The organism is Enterococcus sp. DIV2385, assembly GCF_051711925.1.
GTDB classification, from domain to species: Bacteria; Bacillota; Bacilli; order Lactobacillales; family Enterococcaceae; genus Enterococcus; species Enterococcus faecalis.
Genome location: NZ_JBIONV010000001.1, coordinates 1770568 through 1789901, shown reverse-complemented (window position 1 = coordinate 1789901; position 19334 = coordinate 1770568). Strand labels below are relative to the sequence as shown.

14 protein-coding genes are annotated in these 19334 nt (G+C 37.4%); all 14 read left to right on the top strand.

The features are described 5' to 3' along the window. Positions 1–163 precede the first annotated feature (163 nt). The 14 genes from IGM04_RS08715 to IGM04_RS08650 all read left to right on the top strand — a co-directional run bounded on the left by IGM04_RS08715 (position 164) and on the right by IGM04_RS08650 (position 18956). Positions 164–1153 carry a GDP-mannose 4,6-dehydratase gene (locus IGM04_RS08715; protein ID WP_438792731.1) on the top strand — a complete coding sequence of 330 codons (990 nt, stop codon included), beginning with the start codon at positions 164–166 and terminating at the stop codon, positions 1151–1153. Further along, the gene (locus tag IGM04_RS08710; protein ID WP_086318081.1) at positions 1150–2961 is read left to right on the top strand and encodes a DUF3329 domain-containing protein; all 1812 of its coding nucleotides are present in this window, start codon (positions 1150–1152) and stop codon (positions 2959–2961) included. Before IGM04_RS08715 ends, IGM04_RS08710 begins: the two co-directional genes overlap by 4 nt. Before the next feature lie 108 nt (positions 2962–3069). Further along, entirely contained in the window at positions 3070–3816 is a 747-nt protein-coding gene (locus IGM04_RS08705; RefSeq protein ID WP_086318082.1) for a glycerophosphodiester phosphodiesterase, read from the top strand. After that, the gene (miaA, locus tag IGM04_RS08700) at positions 3817–4746 is read left to right on the top strand and encodes a tRNA (adenosine(37)-N6)-dimethylallyltransferase MiaA (RefSeq protein ID WP_086318083.1); all 930 of its coding nucleotides are present in this window, start codon (positions 3817–3819) and stop codon (positions 4744–4746) included. Positions 4747–4749: 3 nt separating this feature from the next. Beyond that, the gene (hflX, locus tag IGM04_RS08695; protein WP_086318084.1) at positions 4750–5991 is read left to right on the top strand and encodes a GTPase HflX; all 1242 of its coding nucleotides are present in this window, start codon (positions 4750–4752) and stop codon (positions 5989–5991) included. A 202-nt stretch (positions 5992–6193) separates the two neighbouring features. Beyond that, positions 6194–6577, top strand: coding sequence for a MerR family transcriptional regulator (locus IGM04_RS08690; RefSeq protein WP_002388239.1), 384 nt, complete (start codon positions 6194–6196; stop codon positions 6575–6577). 42 nt (positions 6578–6619) lie between these two features. Beyond that, positions 6620–7960, top strand: a complete 1341-nt coding sequence (glnA, locus tag IGM04_RS08685; RefSeq protein WP_002356929.1) for a type I glutamate--ammonia ligase — start codon at positions 6620–6622, stop codon at positions 7958–7960. A gap of 257 nt (positions 7961–8217) precedes the next feature. Continuing rightward, positions 8218–11949, top strand: coding sequence for a pyruvate:ferredoxin (flavodoxin) oxidoreductase (nifJ, locus tag IGM04_RS08680; protein ID WP_179189151.1), 3732 nt, complete (start codon positions 8218–8220; stop codon positions 11947–11949). A gap of 196 nt (positions 11950–12145) precedes the next feature. Next, positions 12146–13030: a diadenylate cyclase CdaA gene (gene cdaA / locus IGM04_RS08675; RefSeq protein ID WP_002389035.1), complete on the top strand. Its 885-nt coding sequence runs from the start codon at positions 12146–12148 to the stop codon at positions 13028–13030. Continuing rightward, the gene (locus tag IGM04_RS08670; RefSeq protein ID WP_086318086.1) at positions 13027–14190 is read left to right on the top strand and encodes a CdaR family protein; all 1164 of its coding nucleotides are present in this window, start codon (positions 13027–13029) and stop codon (positions 14188–14190) included. Before cdaA ends, IGM04_RS08670 begins: the two co-directional genes overlap by 4 nt. Continuing rightward, complete coding sequence (gene glmM, locus IGM04_RS08665) at positions 14183–15538, top strand: phosphoglucosamine mutase (protein WP_002356936.1); 1356 nt, start codon at positions 14183–14185, stop codon at positions 15536–15538. The genes IGM04_RS08670 and glmM overlap by 8 nt, the downstream gene beginning before the upstream one ends. 229 nt (positions 15539–15767) lie before the next feature. Beyond that, entirely contained in the window at positions 15768–16319 is a 552-nt protein-coding gene (locus IGM04_RS08660) for an ECF-type riboflavin transporter substrate-binding protein (RefSeq protein WP_086318087.1), read from the top strand. A gap of 100 nt (positions 16320–16419) precedes the next feature. Then, a complete protein-coding gene (locus IGM04_RS08655) occupies positions 16420–18126 on the top strand; it encodes an ABC transporter ATP-binding protein (protein WP_086318088.1) in 1707 nt (568 codons plus the stop codon). Further along, complete coding sequence (locus IGM04_RS08650) at positions 18123–18956, top strand: energy-coupling factor transporter transmembrane component T family protein (protein WP_086318089.1); 834 nt, start codon at positions 18123–18125, stop codon at positions 18954–18956. The genes IGM04_RS08655 and IGM04_RS08650 overlap by 4 nt, the downstream gene beginning before the upstream one ends. Positions 18957–19334: the final 378 nt, after the last annotated feature.

The window sequence follows — 19334 nt, the reverse complement described above, 5'->3', positions numbered from 1 at the left end:
TTGCCAAAAGTTGTACAATAATGTGTGTTATGTTTAGATTTTAAATATACAATCTATATTAATTCTTATACTTATAGTAAACTTATACTGCTAAATAGAGTTTAAAAGGGTAAGTGGTATAAAAAAGCTTTAATATATCCGTTCATTATGAAAGCAGACCAAAATGAATTTAATTGGAGTGGGAAACTTGAGGAACTTTTTAATCACAGGCGGTGCCGGCTTTATCGGCTCAACCTTAGCAAATTATTATAGTAAAGACAATCAAGTTGTGGTCATTGATGATTTATCAATGGGCCAAACTGAAAATTTAAACACATCTGAAAATATCACGTTCATTGAAGGTAGCGTGATTGATCAACAATTAATGGAAAAAGTACTACAAGAGTATCAGTTCGATTACATTTTTCACTTAGCAGCGATTGCTAGTGTAGCAGATTCAGTAGCACGTCCAGTAGAAACACACCAAGTGAATTTTGAGAGTGTGTTACAATTACTGGAATTAATTCGGAAGTACCAGAAAGATTTAAAACGTTTGGTGTTTGCTTCTTCTGCAGCGGTTTATGGTGATGAGCCAACTTTACCAAAACAGGAAGAATCAGTAATTCGTCCATTAACGCCTTATGCAGTGGATAAATTTGCTTCTGAAAAATATGTGTTAAACTATTGTCATTTATATGATGTTCCAACAAGCGCTGTTCGCTTCTTTAACGTTTATGGGCCAAACCAAAATCCTAATTCGCCTTATTCTGGCGTTATTTCGATTGTGATGGACTCTTACAAACGCTTATTAGCCAATCAAGAAGTGACATTCAATATCTTTGGCGATGGAAAACAATCTCGTGATTTTGTCTTTGTTGAGGACGTGGTTCAAGCATTGAATCTTGTCGCTCATTCTGACCAATCACTTGGGGAAGTGTATAATGTCGGAACAGGGAAAGCAACCGATTTAAATGAGTTAATTTCTTCTTTAAATGATATTATGAAAGTCACTTTGCCAGTTGAATACAAAGAAGCACGAGCTGGGGACATCAAAGATTCCTTAGCGGATATATCTAAATTACGTGCCATTGGTTATGAACCGAAATATAGTATTCAATCTGGTTTGGATAAATATGTTAATTATGAATTAAAAGCGGAAGGTAAGCAGAGATGAAAGTTAAATTAAATAAAAAGAAGATATTTATATGCTCAATTATTATTACATTTTTGGTGATGCTTACTTTAAATAATTTAACACCATTACTTGCAGATGACTATGAATACCTTTATAAAACGAAAAGTTGGATGACGATACTTATAGATGAATACAATCAATACATGACATGGACAGGACGTTCAGTGGTCCATGTAATTGCAAGAATATTTTTATTGTTACCAAAAGGGATTTTTAATGTTTTTAATGCTTTGGCATACACAATAGTAACATATTTAGTTTATAGACTTACTTTACAAAAGCAAGATGAAAAGTATAATTCATTTAGATTTATTATTATTCAAGTGCTATTTTGGTTGTTTACCCCAGCCTTTGGAGAAGTGTTTTTGTGGGAGACAGGCTCAGCTAATTATCTTTGGGGAAGTTTAATTATTCTTTCGTTCCTTTATGTGTATCATAGAGAAATCATTGAAGAACACGTCTTTACGAAAACAAAATTAATGATTTTTTTGATGTTTGCTTTAGGAATTTTGGCTGGTTGGTGTAATGAAAATACCTCTGGAGGAGCTTTGCTTATCGTTTTAGGGTATCTTGGCTGGCAGTTTTATACAAAACGAAAGCTTTCTTTATGGATGTTCACGGGTGTTGCTGGTAACGCTATAGGTTTGGCGTTAATGGCTTTAGCACCAGGAAATAAGATTCGCGCTACTTATTTTGCTAGAAGTACTTGGTCTTTACCAAGAAAGGCCATGACAGGAATCATTACAATATTTGAACAAATGAAAGAAAATTTATCATTATTTTTAGTTATACTGATTTTGTTGCTTGTTTTATATGCTTATATTAGTCAAGATAAAAAAAGAGTATACCTAAGTGTTGTATATTTTATTTCTGGAATGGCTACTATGCTAGTTTTAGCCATCTCTCCAGCAGCATTAGATTACGGACGTTCATATTATGGAGCCGTATTATTCTTGATTATCGCTTTTTCTATGTCACTGCCAAATTATAAAGTAAATATCAGGTTTTCTCCAATTTACAGTGTTTTGTATGTGATTTTGGTATGTACATTCTTCATGAACGTAATGGTTGGTGTAAGTGATGTATTCTTGTCAAAATTAGATTTGACAAAACAATATAGTTATTTAGTTGAGCAAGAGAAAAAAGGAAATATCAATCCTGTGTTTCCAGATATATCATATAGTAATACAACAAAATATTCAGCTTATTCTAATCATTTATCGCATGTAAAAACTAATTCAGATGCACAAGTTAATCGTTCTGTTGCAAAATATTACGGCTTGGAGTCTGTGCGAAGTGTTTCAGAAAAAGATTGGGACAATATATATAGAAATGGTAACCCAGAGTTGATGAATATTTTTAATCTTAATGATTATTTACAAAAATTAATTGATACGCAATATACTATTTTATTAAGTGGTTATGGTAATCAAGTCTATCTTTCACAAGCGGAAGAGTCGCTTTTAAAAGACTTAGGGGTAGACGTAAAATTCGAAGGTAACAATGCGTGGACTTTAAGTGCAGTGATTTCAAAAGATAATAAAACAGTTGAAACAAATGCAGAATTATCGAGACTAACTGGTAAAATTGAAGCTTTAAATTATGATGTATTCTCAAGTTATACTAATTATGAAAATCAAACATTTGCTTCTGTAAAAATAAATGATACAGAAATGTCTAGAAATAAAAAAGGTTTGAACTTTGTGATTATTGATAATAATACTAACAAAGTTATTGATTCGGTAAATTTTGATATTACAGAAAAAAATGCTCCAGGAATGCGTTAGTTGTTATATCTTAAAAAGAAGCCACTCATTTGTGAAAGGCTTCTTTTTTCTACATTATTTGAACCCACCTCACTCCAATGGTACAATAAACAAGATTGGAGTGAGAGCATGACAGATATTATTGCACATCGAGGAAGTAAAGGCACCCATCCTGAAAATACGTGTATTGCTTTCAGAGAGGCTGTTCGTGTTGGTGCTGAAGGAATTGAATTAGATGTTCATCTTTCTAAAGATGGTTATTTAATCGTTATGCACGATGAAACGGTGGATCGTACAACAGATGGTCATGGTGAAATCCAACAGTTAACATTAAACGAATTAAAACAACTAGATGCTGGAAGCTGGTTTCAGAAAAATCCTTCTGTTCAATGTGTTCCAACATTGGAAGATGTTTTAAATTGTCTTGTAGAAGAACAATTCAATGGTTTTTTGAATATTGAACTTAAAACGGATATTATCCATTATGAAGGAATTGAGAAAAAAGTCGTCCAACAAATGAAGCAAAAAAAATGGCCGTTTCGTTATTTATATTCCAGTTTTTATTTTCCAAGTTTAGTTAAATTAAAAAAAGCTGATCCTAAGACAGAAATTGCCTTTATTTATGAATCTGCAGAGGATTTAAGTCAAGCGGGACCGGCATTCGCGCTTGTCGATAGTTTACATCCAAAAATGTCTTGGGTGTTGGCTCATGAAAAAGAACTTATCACAATTGGGAAACCGCTGCGGCCGTGGACTGTTAATCGGATGGAAGAAATGGAAAATTGTTTTCAGCTAAAATTGGCGGGTGTTCATACGGATTTTCCTGAAGAAGCAAAATTTGCTCGTCAAAATTGGCAAGAAGAAGGAGAAACATAATTGGAGAAAGTATTAGTTATTGTAGGACCCACTGCGGTGGGGAAAACAGCATTAAGTATTGCTTTAGCAAAAAAATTTAATGGTGAAATTATTAGCGGTGACTCCATGCAAGTTTATCGCTCGTTAGACATTGGCACCGCTAAAGTCACAGAAACAGAAAAAGAAGGGATTCCTCACTATTTAATTGATTGCCGTGAAGTCAGCGAAACATATTCTGCTGCTGATTTTCAGAGAGAGGGTCGCCAAAAAATCAAAGAAATTACTGAAAAAGGGAAACTACCAATTATCGTTGGAGGAACAGGTTTGTATATTCAATCACTTCTTTATGATTTTCAACTAGGAAGTCGTGAGATAGATGACTCGCCTGAAATTAGAGAAACGTACAATTTATTTGCGGAAGAAAAAGGGAATCAAGCTTTATGGCAGTTATTACAACAAAAGGATCCTCTAGCGGCTAACAGCATTCATTTTAATAATCGCAAAAAAGTGATTCGTGCGTTAGAGGTCTTTGATAAAACAGGTTATAGTATTTTGACCCCGAAGGAAAAACCAGCTCGTCTCTATGATTATTATTTGTTAGGTTTGGAAACAGATCGTACTTTATTATATGAGCGTATTAATCAGCGGGTGGATCAAATGATGACAGAAGGACTGTTGGAAGAAGCAAAACAGATGTTTCAGCAACCACATGCACAAGCAGCTCAAGGTATTGGCTATAAAGAATTTTTTCCGTATTTTTCCGGGGAACAATCATTAGAGATGGCGGTTGAAACAGTCAAACAGCAATCGCGGCGATATGCCAAACGTCAATTGACTTGGTTTAGAAATCGAATGGCTGCGCATTGGTGGAATTTGGTTCAGCAGCCAACAGATTTGCCCAAGTTGGAAAAAGAAGTAGCGGAATGGCTACAACAGAAGGAGAGTGAGTAGGCGATGACCACTCATGAAAAAGTGATTCTAGTAGGAGTTGAAACGGAAAAAAATTATCAGACATTTTCTGCATCAATGGAAGAACTGGCGAATTTAACGGAAACCGCTAATGGAGAAGTGGTGTTTGTTTTAACGCAAAAACGACCACAAGTCGATCGACAAACCGTAATCGGTAAGGGGAAATTGGAAGAATTAATTCAATTAACAGATGCCTATGAAGCGGATCTTGTGATTTTTAATCATGAGCTCACACCGCGTCAAAATCAACTGTTATCTGAAGCGTTAGCTGTGCGAGTAATTGATCGTGTACAATTAATTTTGGATATATTTGCTTTGCGTGCGCGCTCCAAAGAAGGAAAGTTACAAGTTGAATTAGCACAATTGGATTATTTATTGCCTCGCTTGGCTGGTCAAGGAAAACAGTTGTCCCGACTTGGAGGAGGTATTGGGACACGTGGGCCTGGTGAAACGAAATTAGAGTCGGACCGCCGACACATTCGGAATAAAATCTTAGGCATCCGTCGTGAGTTAAAAGAAGTCACTGCTCATCGTGAACGAAGCCGCCAAAAAAGACAAAATTCAGAACTATTTCAAATTGGCTTGATTGGTTATACCAATGCTGGCAAATCAACCATTCTCAACATGTTGACAACAGCAGGAACTTATTCAGAGGATCAATTGTTTGCAACGTTAGATCCTTTAACCAAAAAATGGCAATTGCCTCAAGGCATGGAAGTTACTCTGACAGATACGGTCGGCTTCATTCAAGATTTACCAACACAACTGATTGAAGCCTTTCAGTCGACATTGGAAGAAAGTCGGGCGATGGATTTACTGCTCCATGTGGTGGATGCAAGTGCGCCAGATCGTTTACAACATGAACGCACGGTTCAAACATTGATGAAAGAATTAGCGTTGGAAAATATTCCGTGCTTGACGGTTTATAATAAAAGAGATCAAGTGGACAGTAAAGAATTTGTCCCAACCTTATTTCCCAATGTATTGATCTCAACTAAAATTTCTGAAGATAAAGAACGACTGGTTCAAGCTATCCGTGCCCAAATGATGGAATTACTCGAGCCTTATCAATTAGAAATTAGCCCAACTGACGGACAACTATTAAGTGAACTTCGCCGGATGACACTAATGATTTCAGAAGAATATGCTGAAAATGAAAATCGGTATATCGTGAAAGGTTTTGCGAAAAAAGAGTCTAAATGGTTGGCTGAATCCGAAAAAGAATAAAAAATGGTAAGTTGATTAGAAATGATTTGTAAAAACAAATCATTTCTATTTTTTTGGTTAGCAGGAGAAAATCAGCCATGAAAAGATGGGAAAGTCCATATTTATCAGGTTTTTTGTTTTATGTCAGAAAATCTAACATAAGTTCTTGACAATTTGTCATTCTATTGTTATTCTAAGAAATAACTAAGAGAGGAGGATGGAGATGAGAGAAAAAGAGTTACGCCGTTCCATGTCAGTTTTTCCAATTGGTACAGTTATGAAACTAACGGATTTGACCGCTCGACAAATTCGCTACTATGAAGAACAGGGATTGATTCATCCAGAACGTAGTGAGGGCAACCGACGCATGTATTCTTTAAATGATATTGATGTTTTGTTAGAAATTAAAGATTATTTATCTGATGGATTGAACATGGCAGGGATTAAGCGTGTGTATGAAATGAAATTAGAGGAACAAAAAAACACCGCCGAGGCGACTCGTCCGTTAACCGATGCAGATGTTCGTCAGATTTTATACGACGAAATCCTTTCGCAAGGAGGACTTACTCAGCAAAATCCGTTCCAATCGAATGTACCAAGGCTTTAACGTTTCAGCAGCCAATAAAAATGAAGGATGGGGATCAGACCGATGACAAGAAAAGCCAAAACGGCAGAAGAGATTAAACATATTGCAGAAGAAGAAAACGTACGTTTTTTACGACTAATGTTTACCGACATTATGGGAACAATTAAAAATGTTGAAGTTCCTGTGAGTCAGCTAGATAAAGTATTAGATAATAAAATGATGTTTGATGGGTCATCCATCGAAGGATTCGTTCGTATCGAAGAAAGTGACATGTATTTATACCCTGATCTATCTACATGGATGATTTTTCCGTGGGAAAGCGACCATGGAAAAGTTGCGCGCTTAATTTGTGATATTTATAATCCTGATGGTACCCCTTTTGCCGGAGATCCCCGCGGTAATTTAAAACGCGCCTTAGCAGATATGAAAGAATTAGGCTTTACTTCTTTTAACTTAGGACCAGAACCAGAATTTTTCCTATTTAAATTAGATGAGAATGGTGAAATTACCACTGATTTGAATGATAAAGGTGGCTATTTTGATTTTGCGCCAACCGATTTAGGTGAAAATTGTCGCCGTGATATTGTTTTAGAGTTAGAAAGTTTAGGCTTTGAAGTGGAAGCTTCGCATCATGAAGTAGCACCTGGTCAACATGAAATTGACTTTAAATATGCGGATGTAGTTGATGCTTGTGACAATATTCAAACGTTCAAATTAGTTGTGAAAACTATTGCGCGCAAACATGGCTTGCATGCAACATTTATGCCAAAACCTTTGTTTGGAATTAATGGTTCTGGCATGCACTGCAATATGTCATTATTTAATGAAGAAGGTAATGTTTTTTATGACGAGTCAGGAGAGATGGGCTTAAGCCAAACTGCGTATCATTTCTTAGGTGGTTTATTAAAACATGCCCGTGCCTATACTGCGGTATGTAACCCAACAGTGAACTCTTATAAACGCTTGGTACCAGGTTATGAAGCACCTGTTTATGTAGCTTGGAGCGGCAGAAATCGTTCACCACTCATTCGAGTTCCTGAATCTCGTGGTTTATCGACTCGTTTAGAATTACGTTCTGTCGATCCTTCAGCGAATCCGTATTTAACAATGGCAGTCTTATTACAAGCAGGTTTGGATGGTATCCGTAATGAACTTACGCCACCGCCAGCGGTTGATCGTAACATTTATGTGATGAATGAGGAAGAACGTCAACATGCACAAATTGAAGATTTGCCATCAACCTTACACAATGCCATCAAAGAATTACGTAAAGATCAAGTAATGATTGATGCATTAGGTCGCCACATTTTTGCCAATTTTGTAGAAGCAAAACGAATGGAATGGGCAGCCTTCCGTCAAACCGTTTCTGAATGGGAAAGAGAACAATATTTGGAGTTGTACTAAAAGCCGTTACTTTTAATAATCTTAATGTTTAGAAAGAGGAAGATAAGTCGAAACGCTTATTTTCCTCTTTCGTTCTTTAGTTTGTGAATGAATAGATAATTTCTATTTCACAAAATAAAGTAATTTTAATTCAGTGAAATAGTTTGTTTATAGGGGAAAAAGAGGGTTTTTCTCAATTTCTCTTTTATTTTTAAGCAAAAAAATTGACAAAATCTTTCATAATTTGTGAAATTCCGCTATAATAAACAAGAATATGCGTGCAACTATTCTATTTTTTAGATATAAAGGATGAGAAAAACATGCGGAAAATGAAAACAATGGATGGGAATGCAGCAGCAGCTTATATTTCCTACGCCTTTACGGAATTAGCAGCCATTTATCCAATAACACCAAGTTCAACGATGGCTGAGCTTGTTGATCAGTGGTCGGCCGAAGGTAAGAAAAATATCTTTGGTCAACCTGTGAAAGTAGTTGAAATGCAATCGGAAGCTGGTGCTGCTGGCGTGGTCCATGGCTCTTTAAAAACAGGCGCGCTTACCACGACCTATACGGCTTCACAAGGGTTACTTTTAATGATTCCTAATATGTACAAAATAGCTGGAGAACTATTACCATCTGTTTTTCATGTGGCGAGCCGAGCTTTAACCACGAATGCTTTAAATATTTTTGGTGATCAAGGAGACGTAATGGCCGCACGCCAAACAGGCTTTGCTATGTTGTCAGAAAGCAGTGTGCAAGAAGTGATGGATTTGGCACCAGTGGCTCACTTGGCTTCGATTGAAGCGAGTGTTCCATTTATGAACTTTTTTGATGGCTTTAGAACAAGTCATGAAATTCAAAAAGTGGCAGTTCTTGACTATGAAGAATTAGCACCCTTAGTAAATCAAGAGAAATTAGCCGAATTCCGTCGTCGGAGCATGAATCCGAATCACCCTTCCGTTAGTGGAATGAACCAAAATCCAGATATTCACTTTCAACAACGAGAAACAATAAATCCTTATTATGAAAAATTACCTGGTATTGTTCAAAAATATATGACAGAAATTAACTGGTTACGGGGAACCAATTATGATTTGGTGACGTATTATGGCGCAGAAGATGCAGAAGAAGTGATCGTTACAATGGGTTCAGTTGCGCAAACAATTGAACAGACGGTTGATTATTTACAAGAACAAGGAAGAAAAGTTGGCTTTCTTAATGTCCATCTTTATCGGCCATTTCCAGTTGAAACATTTCTCGAAAAAATACCACAATCAGTTAAAGCAATTGCTGTCTTGGATCGGACGAAAGAGCCCGGTGCTGGTGGCGAACCGTTATTATTGGATGTCCAAAGTGCGATGTATGAAGCGGACATTCGCCCAACAATTATTGGTGGGCGCTATGGTTTAGGTTCTAAAGATGTGCTGCCAAATCAGATTGTTGCGGTTTTTGATGAATTAATGAAAGAACGTTCTGCCATGAAGAAGCGTTTTACAATTGGGATTGATGATGATTTAACTTATACTTCATTAGAAGTTGGCAAACCACTTGATTTGACGAATCCGAAAACCTATCAAGCTAAATTTTGGGGCTTTGGTTCTGATGGCACAGTAGGGGCGAACAAGTCAGCAATTAAGATTATCGGTGATCATACAGACAAGTATGCGCAAGGCTTTTTCTATTATGATTCAAAAAAATCAGGTGGGTTGACCGTTTCTCATTTACGTTTTGGCGAGACGCCTATTCGTTCAACGTACCTCATTGAACATTCTGATTTTGTGGCCTGTCATACGGCCGCTTATTTGCATACCTATGATTTAGTACAAGGGTTAAAAAAAGGCGGGACTTTCCTCTTAAATACCATTTGGAATGATGAACAACTAGCGCGTTTTTTACCAAATCAATTAAAACGGTATCTAGCTGAAAATGAGATTCAGTTTTATACAATCAATGCAGTGAAATTAGCTAGTGAAGTCGGACTAGGCGGGCGAATTAATACCGCGATGGAAACAGCTTTCTTCAAATTAGCGGAAATTATGCCTTTTGAGCAAGTGTTGCCAATTTTAAAAGAAGAAGCACTGAAAAGTTATGGTCATAAGTCCATGAAAGTTGTCGAAAAAAATATTCAAGCAATCGATAAGACCGTTGAATTGTTGCATCAGGTACCTGTTCCAGCAGAGTGGAGAACGCTTGAAGTTCAACCGCGAAAACGTTCAGAAAATGTTAGTGATTTTGTTCATGAAATTGTTGAACCGATTAATCGTCAAGAAGGGAATGTGTTATCTGTTGCGACACTAGCGAAAAATGGGATGACAGATGGGCGGATGCCTTTGGGAACTGCGGCAGTTGAAAAACGTGGAGTTGCATTAGAAGTACCTGAGTGGATTAGCGATCGATGTACTATGTGTAATGAGTGTGCCTTTGTATGTCCTCATGCGGCGATACGACCATTCTTAGCAGATGAAGAAGAAATAACTGAAGCGCCAGAAGGATTCATTGTGCGTGATCTACGTGGTGCCGACGGCTTGAAGTATCGTATCCAAGTCTCAGTCAAAGATTGTACTGGCTGTGGTCTTTGTGTTGAAGCCTGTCCAGCTAAAGGGAAAGCTTTAGTAATGAGACCTTATGAAGAAGAAAAAGAGCAGGCTATGAACTGGGCGTTTGCTATGACATTACGTCAAAAGGAAAACCCAGCAAAACCGAATACTGTTTTAGGTTCGCAATTTAATAAACCTTTATTAGAGTTTTCTGGTGCTTGTTCTGGTTGCGGCGAAACGCCTTATGTTAAATTATTGACGCAAATGTTTGGTGACCGAATGCTGATTGCTAATGCAACAGGTTGCTCATCGATTTGGGGTGCTGCAGCGGGTGTGACACCTTACACTACGAATGAACAAGGGCAAGGTCCAGCTTGGTCAAATTCTCTTTTAGAGGATAATGCCGAGTTTGGTTATGGCATGTTGTTAGCAACGCAAGCGCGTCGCGAACGTTTAGCTAGTAAAATGACCAAAGCTTTTTCTGTAGCCAGTGACTCGTTGCGTCTATTGATGGAAGATTGGATAGCACATCTGTCCGAAAGTGAAGGTACGCAACAACGTGCAGCTAAATTACGTGCAGCTTTGCTTGAAGAAAAAACGAATCAACCTTTATTGGAAGCAATTTATGACGATCAAGATCTTTTTGTCAAACCAAGTCAGTGGATGATTGGTGGGGACGGCTGGGCCTACGATATTGGCTACGGCGGGATTGACCACGTGTTAGCCAGTGGCGCGGATGTAAATATGTTAGTTCTAGATAATGAAGTCTATTCCAACACAGGTGGCCAAACTTCCAAAGCAACTCCTGCATCAGCGATTGCGAAATTTGCTGCCAGTGGGAAATATGCCTCTAAAAAAGATTTAGGGATGATGGCAATGACTTATGAAAATGTCTATGTCGCTCAAATTGCCTCAGGTGCAAACCAAATGCAGACGATTAAAGCTTTTGAAGAAGCAGAAAAATTCCCTGGACCATCGATTATTATTGCTTATACACCATGTATTACACATGGTTTAGCAGGTGGGATGAGTCAAACGTTGAAAGAAGCGAAAGACGCGGTTCATTCAGGTTACTGGTCTTTATATCGCTATAATCCATTATTGCGAGAAAAAGGCAAAGAACCAATGACATTGGATTTCAAAAAACCAGATTTTTCATTAATGAAAGAGTTTATGCGCCAACAAGTTCGCTTTGCGTCCTTAGAATCTAGTCAACCAGATACAGCGGAATTGTTATTTAATAAAACAATTAATGATGCTAAGAGACGGTTCTATAATTATGCTCGTTTAGCTGGTCAAGAAGAAAAAATTCGAGCAAAACTTGAAAAACAAAGTGAACCAGAAATAACTGCGTCAGAGAACGAGAAGCCACGAGTGAAAAAAGAACGCGTAGTTGATCCGGAAGCGGAAGCAAGAAGGGCTGCCCGTCGCGCTGAACGAGCAGCCAAGAGAAAACAGCGTGAGCAAGATTAAATAGAAATCAAAAAAACGTGTCTGAGCTTTTTGCTTGGACACGTTTTTTAGTTAGAAATGCGATTTTTTGATGAAAAATTTCAAGTTATTTGAAAAAGTTCCTAAATTTTTTTGATGTTTCCGCTTGCGTTCTGTGATGAAAGAAAATAATGTGGTATACTTGTTAGGAAATCTTGAGAGAGAAGTGAGGGGTATGATGTCGTTTCAATTGAATCAATTATTAGATTTGAATTATTGGCAGCAAGTCATCTCAACGGATTTCTTATCTAAGGATTTTGTTATCAATATCATAGATATCCTAGTCGTATGGTACCTCGTTTACAAATTAATCATGCTTGTTCGTGGAACAAAAGCAGTCCAACTATTAAAAGGTGTCGCTGTTTTTATCATTATCCGCATTCTAAGTGAGATAATTGGTCTACATACATTATCTTGGTTAATGAATCAAGTCATCATGTATGGTGTAATCGCCGCGGTTGTTATTTTTCAACCAGAAGTGCGAAGAGGGCTGGAACATCTAGGGAGAAGTTCGTTTTTCCGCCCGAATAAAGGTGCGCAACAAGAAGATGAGCGTATTATTCAGGCCTTTGACAAAGCCATTCAGTACATGTCAAAACGGAAAATTGGTGCTTTGATAACCATTGAACGCAATACCGGTTTAGATGAATACATTGAGACAGGTATTGATTTGGATGCCGATATTACTGGTGAATTACTGATTAATATTTTCATTCCAAATACACCACTACATGATGGTGCAGTGATTATCAAAAATGAAAAAATTGCTGTTGCTAGTGCGTATTTACCGCTATCAGAAAGCAATTTAATTCCAAAAGAATTTGGAACGCGCCATAGAGCCGCAGTCGGTATCAGTGAAGTCAGTGACGCCATTACGATTGTTGTTTCTGAAGAAACTGGTGACGTTAGTTTGACATTGAACAATGAATTAATTCCTGGTCTAACGCAAGAAGAGTATTTAACAATTTTGCGTAAGGAGTTAATTTCGGAATCATCGGAAGATAAAAAAAGTGCTTTGCAGCATTTTATCGATGATGTAACAAAGGGGGTTAAACGCAAATGAGAAAAGCCTCCCAAAAAAGCTGGTTTAATGGTTTGCTTTCATTGCTGTTTGCATTGTTGTTATTTTTTAATGCCAATGCAACAGGCAATAATCCCTCCAATTCAGGTTCAAGCCAAACGTATAGTGAGACATTGAATAATATTCCTGTCCAAGTCCAATACGATAAAGACAAATATTATGTCTCTGGATTTGAAGAGAGTGTAAATGTTCATTTACGTAGTGCGAACCGCATTCAATTAAACATGGAATCAAATGCTGACACACGAAATTTCCAAGTGGTCGCAGACTTAACCAAATTGCCATTAGGGACTTCGGAAGTGCCCTTGACAGTTCGGGGACTAAGTTCAGCTGTTACAGCTGAAATTGAACCGAAAACAGTGACTGTAACGATTGAAAAGAGAGTAACAAAAAAATTCGATGTAGAAGCACAACTTTCTGATAACATTGAAAAAGAAGGCTACAAAGTAAAAAATATTTCTGTGGATCCAAAAACCGTAGAAGTAACAACTGGAGAAGAAACAGCGAAAGCAATTGACAAAGTGATTGCGCCAGTCTCAAGTGCCAAACAAACAATTGATACGATTAAACAAACGGTAAATGTCCAAGCGCTAGATGCCAAAGGTCAAGTCCTAAGTATCGAAAATCCAGCACCACAAGTCAAAGTAACAGTAGGCTTAACTGCGCCAACAAAAGATGTACCACTGAATGTTAGTATGACAGGTACGCCACCAGCTGGGATCGCTCATTACAATTATAGTTTATCAACGTACCAAGTTAGGGTCAGTGGTCCGCAATCAATTTTAGATACGCTAGAATCAATTGAGGTACCGGTAGACATTTCTGATATTCGCAAAGAAACAAAACAATCAGTGACTATTCCCGTTGATGGAGAATACGTAGTTACACCAGATGAGGTTGACGTTTCTTTAAGCCCCGTGTACAATCAACAACAGTCATCAAATACAAATGAAACTTCAGGGGAACCTGCAAGTTCAACAACGGCTGGCTCAGGTAGCCAAGCAGTACAACCAAGTACATCCAGTCAAGTAGAATCAAATACTTCTGAAACAACAAGTGAGGGATCAACAGTAGAAAGTACAACTGCTGGTTCAACTGAAAATACAGAGAATCAAGTGACTAAGGAGAATCAAAATGGGTAAATATTTTGGAACAGATGGTGTAAGAGGAATTGCAAATAAGGAGTTAACACCTGAATTAGCTTTTAAATTAGGGCGTTACGGTGGTTATGTGTTGAGTCAACATGAAGATAGTTCAAGAAAACCTCGTGTTCTCGTAGGGCGCGATACACGTATTTCAGGTGAGATGTTGGAACAAGCATTGATTGCTGGATTATTATCAGTCGGAATTGAAGTTTTCCAATTAGGGGTGATTTCAACACCTGGTGTAGCATATCTTACTCGTTTACAAAAAGCATCTGCTGGCGTAATGATTTCAGCTTCACATAATCCTGCGGAAGACAATGGGATTAAGTTTTTTGGGGCAGACGGCTTCAAATTAGTAGACGATCAAGAAGCAGAAATTGAAGCATTGTTAGACGCAGAAGAAGACACCTTACCAAGACCTTCTGCAGAAGGCTTAGGCTCGTTAGATGAATTTCCAGAAGGCTTACTAAAATATTCGCAATTTTTAGTTCAAAGTATTCCTGGCGATTTAGCGGATATGACTGTTTGTTTAGATGCTGCCAACGGAGCAACCGCAACAGCAGTCAATCGTGTCTTCGCAGATTTAGAGACAGATTTCTATACAATGGGAACAAGTCCTAATGGCTTGAATATCAATGATGGTGTGGGTTCCACTCATCCTGAAGCTTTAGCAGAAATGGTTGTTGAAAAAGGCGCCGATGCTGGTTTGGCTTTCGATGGAGACGGCGATAGAATTATTGCAGTCGATGAATTAGGACGAATTATCGATGGTGATAAAATCATGTATATTTGTGCCAAATATTTAGCTGAGAAAAAACGTTTGAAAAAAGATACAATCGTTACAACAGTGATGAGTAATCTAGGTTTCCATAAAGCTGTAGAAGAAATTGGCTTAAAAGATGTGGTAACGCAAGTGGGTGATCGCTATGTTGTAGAAGAAATGCGTAAAAATGATTACAATTTTGGTGGCGAACAATCTGGTCACATGATCTTTTTAGATTACAACACAACAGGTGATGGTATGCTTTCAGGGATTCAATTGTTGAATGTTATGAAGCAAACGGGCAAAAAATTATCTGAATTAGCGGATGAAGTGACGATTTATCCACAAAAATTAGTCAATATTCGTGTCACAGATAAAAATGGTGCAATGGAAGTTCCGGCAATCAAAGCAGTTGTCGAACAAGCAGAAGCAGAAATGAATGGCGAAGGTCGTATTTTAGTTCGTCCTTCTGGAACAGAACCATTGTTACGTGTGATGGCCGAAGCGCCAACACAAGAAAAAGTTGATTATTACGTTGATAAAATTGCCGAAGTAGTACGTGCAGAAATCGGCGTTGAATAAGAACCAATTAGAAACCAGACACTTAATGCTAGCTTGCGTTAAGTGTCTGGTTTCTTTGTTGGAAATCAAAAAAAGAAAATAGCTAATAAGCTCCGTCTATCATTGACATAGAGCGGTTAAAAGGGTACTATTTTAGAAGTAAGATGCACCGCGTATCTTCTTTTTTTATTCGATAAAATCAAGAAGGGAGCGGCTGTAAATCAATGGAGTTATAGAATGGAGGAGCGAAATGAAAGAAAAAATGTCTGTCAAGACAATTGTAGCAATTGGAATTGGCTCTGCAGTTTTTGTTATTTTAGGTCGATTCGTTGTAATTCCAACTGGGATTCCTAATACGAACTTAGAAACGTCGTATTCATTTCTTGCTTTAATGTCAGTTGTTTTTGGACCAGTAGCTGGAGGGCTAATTGGTTTGATTGGTCACACATTAAAAGATTTTACCACGTATGGTAGCGCTTGGTGGAGCTGGATTATTTGTTCAGGAATTATTGGTATTATTTTTGGCTTCGCTGGTCGTAAAATGGATCTTCAACATGGTGAATTTACAACAAATGACATGGTGCGTTTCAATATTTTCCAAGCCTTTGGCAATATCGTCGTTTGGGGCTTAATCGCGCCTAGTTTGGATATTTTGATTTATAGTGAACCCGCAAGTAAAGTATTTACACAAGGCGTATTCGCGACTGTTTCAAATATTGTCGCTGTGGGGATTATTGGAACATTGTTGATGAAAGCTTATGCATCAACAAGAACAAAGAAAGGCAGTTTATCAAAAGATTAAGAAACTGTCGAAATAATTTAAATGGTTAAGGGTCTGCCCTAGTAATTACTTTGCTAATGCTCAGACCCTTTCTTTTATGGAGAAACTGAGGTGAGGCCGAATGAAAAAACCAATCATTACTTTTAATAATTTTTCCTTTCAATATCATAGCCAATCTGAACCAACATTAAAGGGGATTCAATTAACCATCTATGAAGGAGAAAAGGTTTTAATCGTTGGGCCTAGTGGTAGTGGTAAATCAACATTGGCGCAATGTATCAATGGGTTAATTCCCAATATTTATGAAGGTGAAATTCAAGGAACAGCTACGGTTGCTGGTAAAAATATCCAAGAAACAAGTCTATTTGATTTGTCTTTTGATGTAGGAACTGTTTTGCAAGATACCGATGGGCAGTTTATCGGCTTAACGGTTGCTGAGGATATTGCTTTTGCTTTAGAAAACGATGCAGTTGAACAAGCAGAAATGAAAAAAGCGGTCCACAAATGGTCCGAGATTGTTGAGCTGAATCAGTTATTGCAACACCGTCCACAAGATTTGTCAGGTGGTCAAAAACAACGTGTATCTATGGCGGGCGTTCTAATTAACCAATCAAAAATTTTACTTTTTGATGAACCTTTGGCTAATCTTGACCCTCGAGCGGGACAAGAAACAATGACTTTGATTGACACCATTCAACAAGAAACAAAAGCGACTGTTTTAATAATAGAACATCGCTTAGAGGACGTTCTTTGCGAATCAGTTGATCGAATTATTGTCATGAATGAGGGCGCAATTATTTCTGACACAACACCAGATGAATTGTTACGTCAAGATACGTTGACCCAACAAGGGATTCGTGAACCTTTGTACGTTACAGCCATGAAATATGCTGGGATTGATTTAACACAAGTTAGTCATTTAGACAAATTAGCCGAAGTATCAGGCGAAACGGTTTTGCCTAAAATGACACAGTGGTCTGTCCAACCTAGTTCAGTTAGTGCAGTCAAAGGAGCTGAACTATTACGTTTGGAACAAGTGTCCTATCAATATGATCGTCACGGTGAAAAAGTGTTAGATGACTTCTCAGTAACTATTCATCATGGAGAAATGATCAGCATTGTAGGAAAAAATGGTGCCGGGAAGTCTACACTTTCTAAAATAATTTGCGGGTTCATCACGCCTCAATCGGGTAAGATTTTATGGGAAGGACAAGATTTTTCCAATTATTCAATCAAAGAACGTGCAGATAAAATTGGTTATGTGATGCAAAACCCGAATCAAATGATTTCTAAAAAAATGATTTTTGAAGAAGTAGCTTTAGGATTAGTTTTACGAGATGTGCCACAAGCAGAAATTGAGGAACGTGTGACGAATATTTTACATATTTGTGGGCTGTATCCCTTCCGGAACTGGCCGATTTCTGCGTTGAGTTTTGGGCAGAAAAAACGGGTAACTATTGCATCAATCTTAGTTTTAGAACCTGAATTATTAATTTTAGATGAACCAACAGCTGGGCAAGATTTTAAACATTATACAGAAATGATGACATTTTTAGAAGAATTGAACCGCTTAGGTGTGACTATTTTAATGATCACTCACGATATGCACTTAATGTTGGAATATACAACACGTGCGTTAGTAGTTTGTGATGGACATTTACTAGCAGATGCGACTCCAGTTGCTGTTTTAACAGATGAAAAATTAATTCAAGCAGCTTCTTTAAAAGAAACGAGCTTGTTTACCTTTGCTAAAGCGTTAGGCTTGGAAAATCCCTTGCTATTTACGGAAAAATTTGTTGCTTACGATCGTGAGGTGCGTTTTGGATGAGTGAACGACAAATGTTAGGCTATCATCCTGATTCAACCTGGATTCATCGCTTAAATGGCACAAGCAAATTAGTCTTTTTAATCGTTGTCTCTGTGGCTTGTATGACCACGTATGATACTCGTTATCTGTTAGGAATGTCTGTGGTTTCGTTTGTTTTGTTAAAATTATCAAATATTAAATGGCATCAAATATCTTTTGTTATTAAATTTGTTGCTATTTTTTCTTTGTTAAATATCTTAACGGTTTACCTTTTTGCACCTGAATATGGGGTTGATTTATATCAATCACGTACCGTGATTTGGGAAGGAATCGGACGGTTTACTTTGACACAAGAAGAATTATTTTATGAATTTAATTTAGTTTTAAAATATTTCTGTACGATTCCGTTGGCATTAATCTTTTTATTAACAACAAATCCTAGTGAATTTGCCTCCAGCCTGAATCGAATTGGTGTGAGTTATCGGATTAGTTATGCAGTAGCGCTGGCTATTCGTTATATTCCCGATATCCAAGAAGATTTTTTTAATATTTCTTTAGCACAACAAGCGCGAGGCTATGAGATGTCTAAAAAGGGACGGTTAGGCCAACGAATCAAAGGCGTAGCACAAATCGTTTTACCCTTAATCCTATCTAGTTTAGATCGAATTGAAACTGTGAGTACCGCTATGGAATTAAGGCGTTTTGGTCAAAAGAAAAATCGAACGTGGTATGCGCAACAACCTTTTCATCTGCGTGATTTTTCGGTAATGTTACTTGCCTTATGCTTATTAGGAATCAGTTTCTGGTTGTTCCATGTGAATGGTGGCCGGTTTTATAATCCATTCCAATAAATAACAAATTGATAAGGTTCTATAAATAGAACGGATATTTTTTTATTATTAAGAATCTAGTACTTTCTCTTACTATGAGTGTACTAGATTCTTTTTTTACAACTTTAAAGAACTAGACCAATTTTATGTTTTTAGATTTTTGTTGACAAGCACCTACTTTTAATTGTATGATTGTTTATGTTTCTACGGAATATATTTACAAAGGAGGTATATAGACCAATATCGGATAGCGCCAGACCTGAACGTTCAGGTGACGAGGAGAGAGCTTATCGAAGATTCGGCGGGTGGCTCTAGGGACTGCACTCTACAGATAACAAAGAAAAACTAATTGTGAAGTTAGAACAAAGCGGTTATCACGCAGGTAGAAACATATAATGG

Excerpts from the sequence above, each read along its gene's own strand:
- glmM (WP_002356936.1), top strand. The coding sequence starts at position 14,183 with ATGGGTAAATATTTTGGAACAGATGGTGTAAGAGGAATTGCAAATAAG.
- IGM04_RS08715 (WP_438792731.1), top strand. The coding sequence starts at position 164 with ATGAATTTAATTGGAGTGGGAAACTTGAGGAACTTTTTAATCACAGGC.
- IGM04_RS08660 (WP_086318087.1), top strand. The coding sequence starts at position 15,768 with ATGAAAGAAAAAATGTCTGTCAAGACAATTGTAGCAATTGGAATTGGC.
- IGM04_RS08655 (WP_086318088.1), top strand. The coding sequence starts at position 16,420 with ATGAAAAAACCAATCATTACTTTTAATAATTTTTCCTTTCAATATCAT.
- hflX (WP_086318084.1), top strand. The coding sequence starts at position 4,750 with ATGACCACTCATGAAAAAGTGATTCTAGTAGGAGTTGAAACGGAAAAA.
- IGM04_RS08705 (WP_086318082.1), top strand. The coding sequence starts at position 3,070 with ATGACAGATATTATTGCACATCGAGGAAGTAAAGGCACCCATCCTGAA.
- IGM04_RS08670 (WP_086318086.1), top strand. The coding sequence starts at position 13,027 with ATGAGAAAAGCCTCCCAAAAAAGCTGGTTTAATGGTTTGCTTTCATTG.
- IGM04_RS08690 (WP_002388239.1), top strand. The coding sequence starts at position 6,194 with ATGAGAGAAAAAGAGTTACGCCGTTCCATGTCAGTTTTTCCAATTGGT.
- IGM04_RS08710 (WP_086318081.1), top strand. The coding sequence starts at position 1,150 with ATGAAAGTTAAATTAAATAAAAAGAAGATATTTATATGCTCAATTATT.
- glnA (WP_002356929.1), top strand. The coding sequence starts at position 6,620 with ATGACAAGAAAAGCCAAAACGGCAGAAGAGATTAAACATATTGCAGAA.
- IGM04_RS08650 (WP_086318089.1), top strand. The coding sequence starts at position 18,123 with ATGAGTGAACGACAAATGTTAGGCTATCATCCTGATTCAACCTGGATT.
- cdaA (WP_002389035.1), top strand. The coding sequence starts at position 12,146 with ATGTCGTTTCAATTGAATCAATTATTAGATTTGAATTATTGGCAGCAA.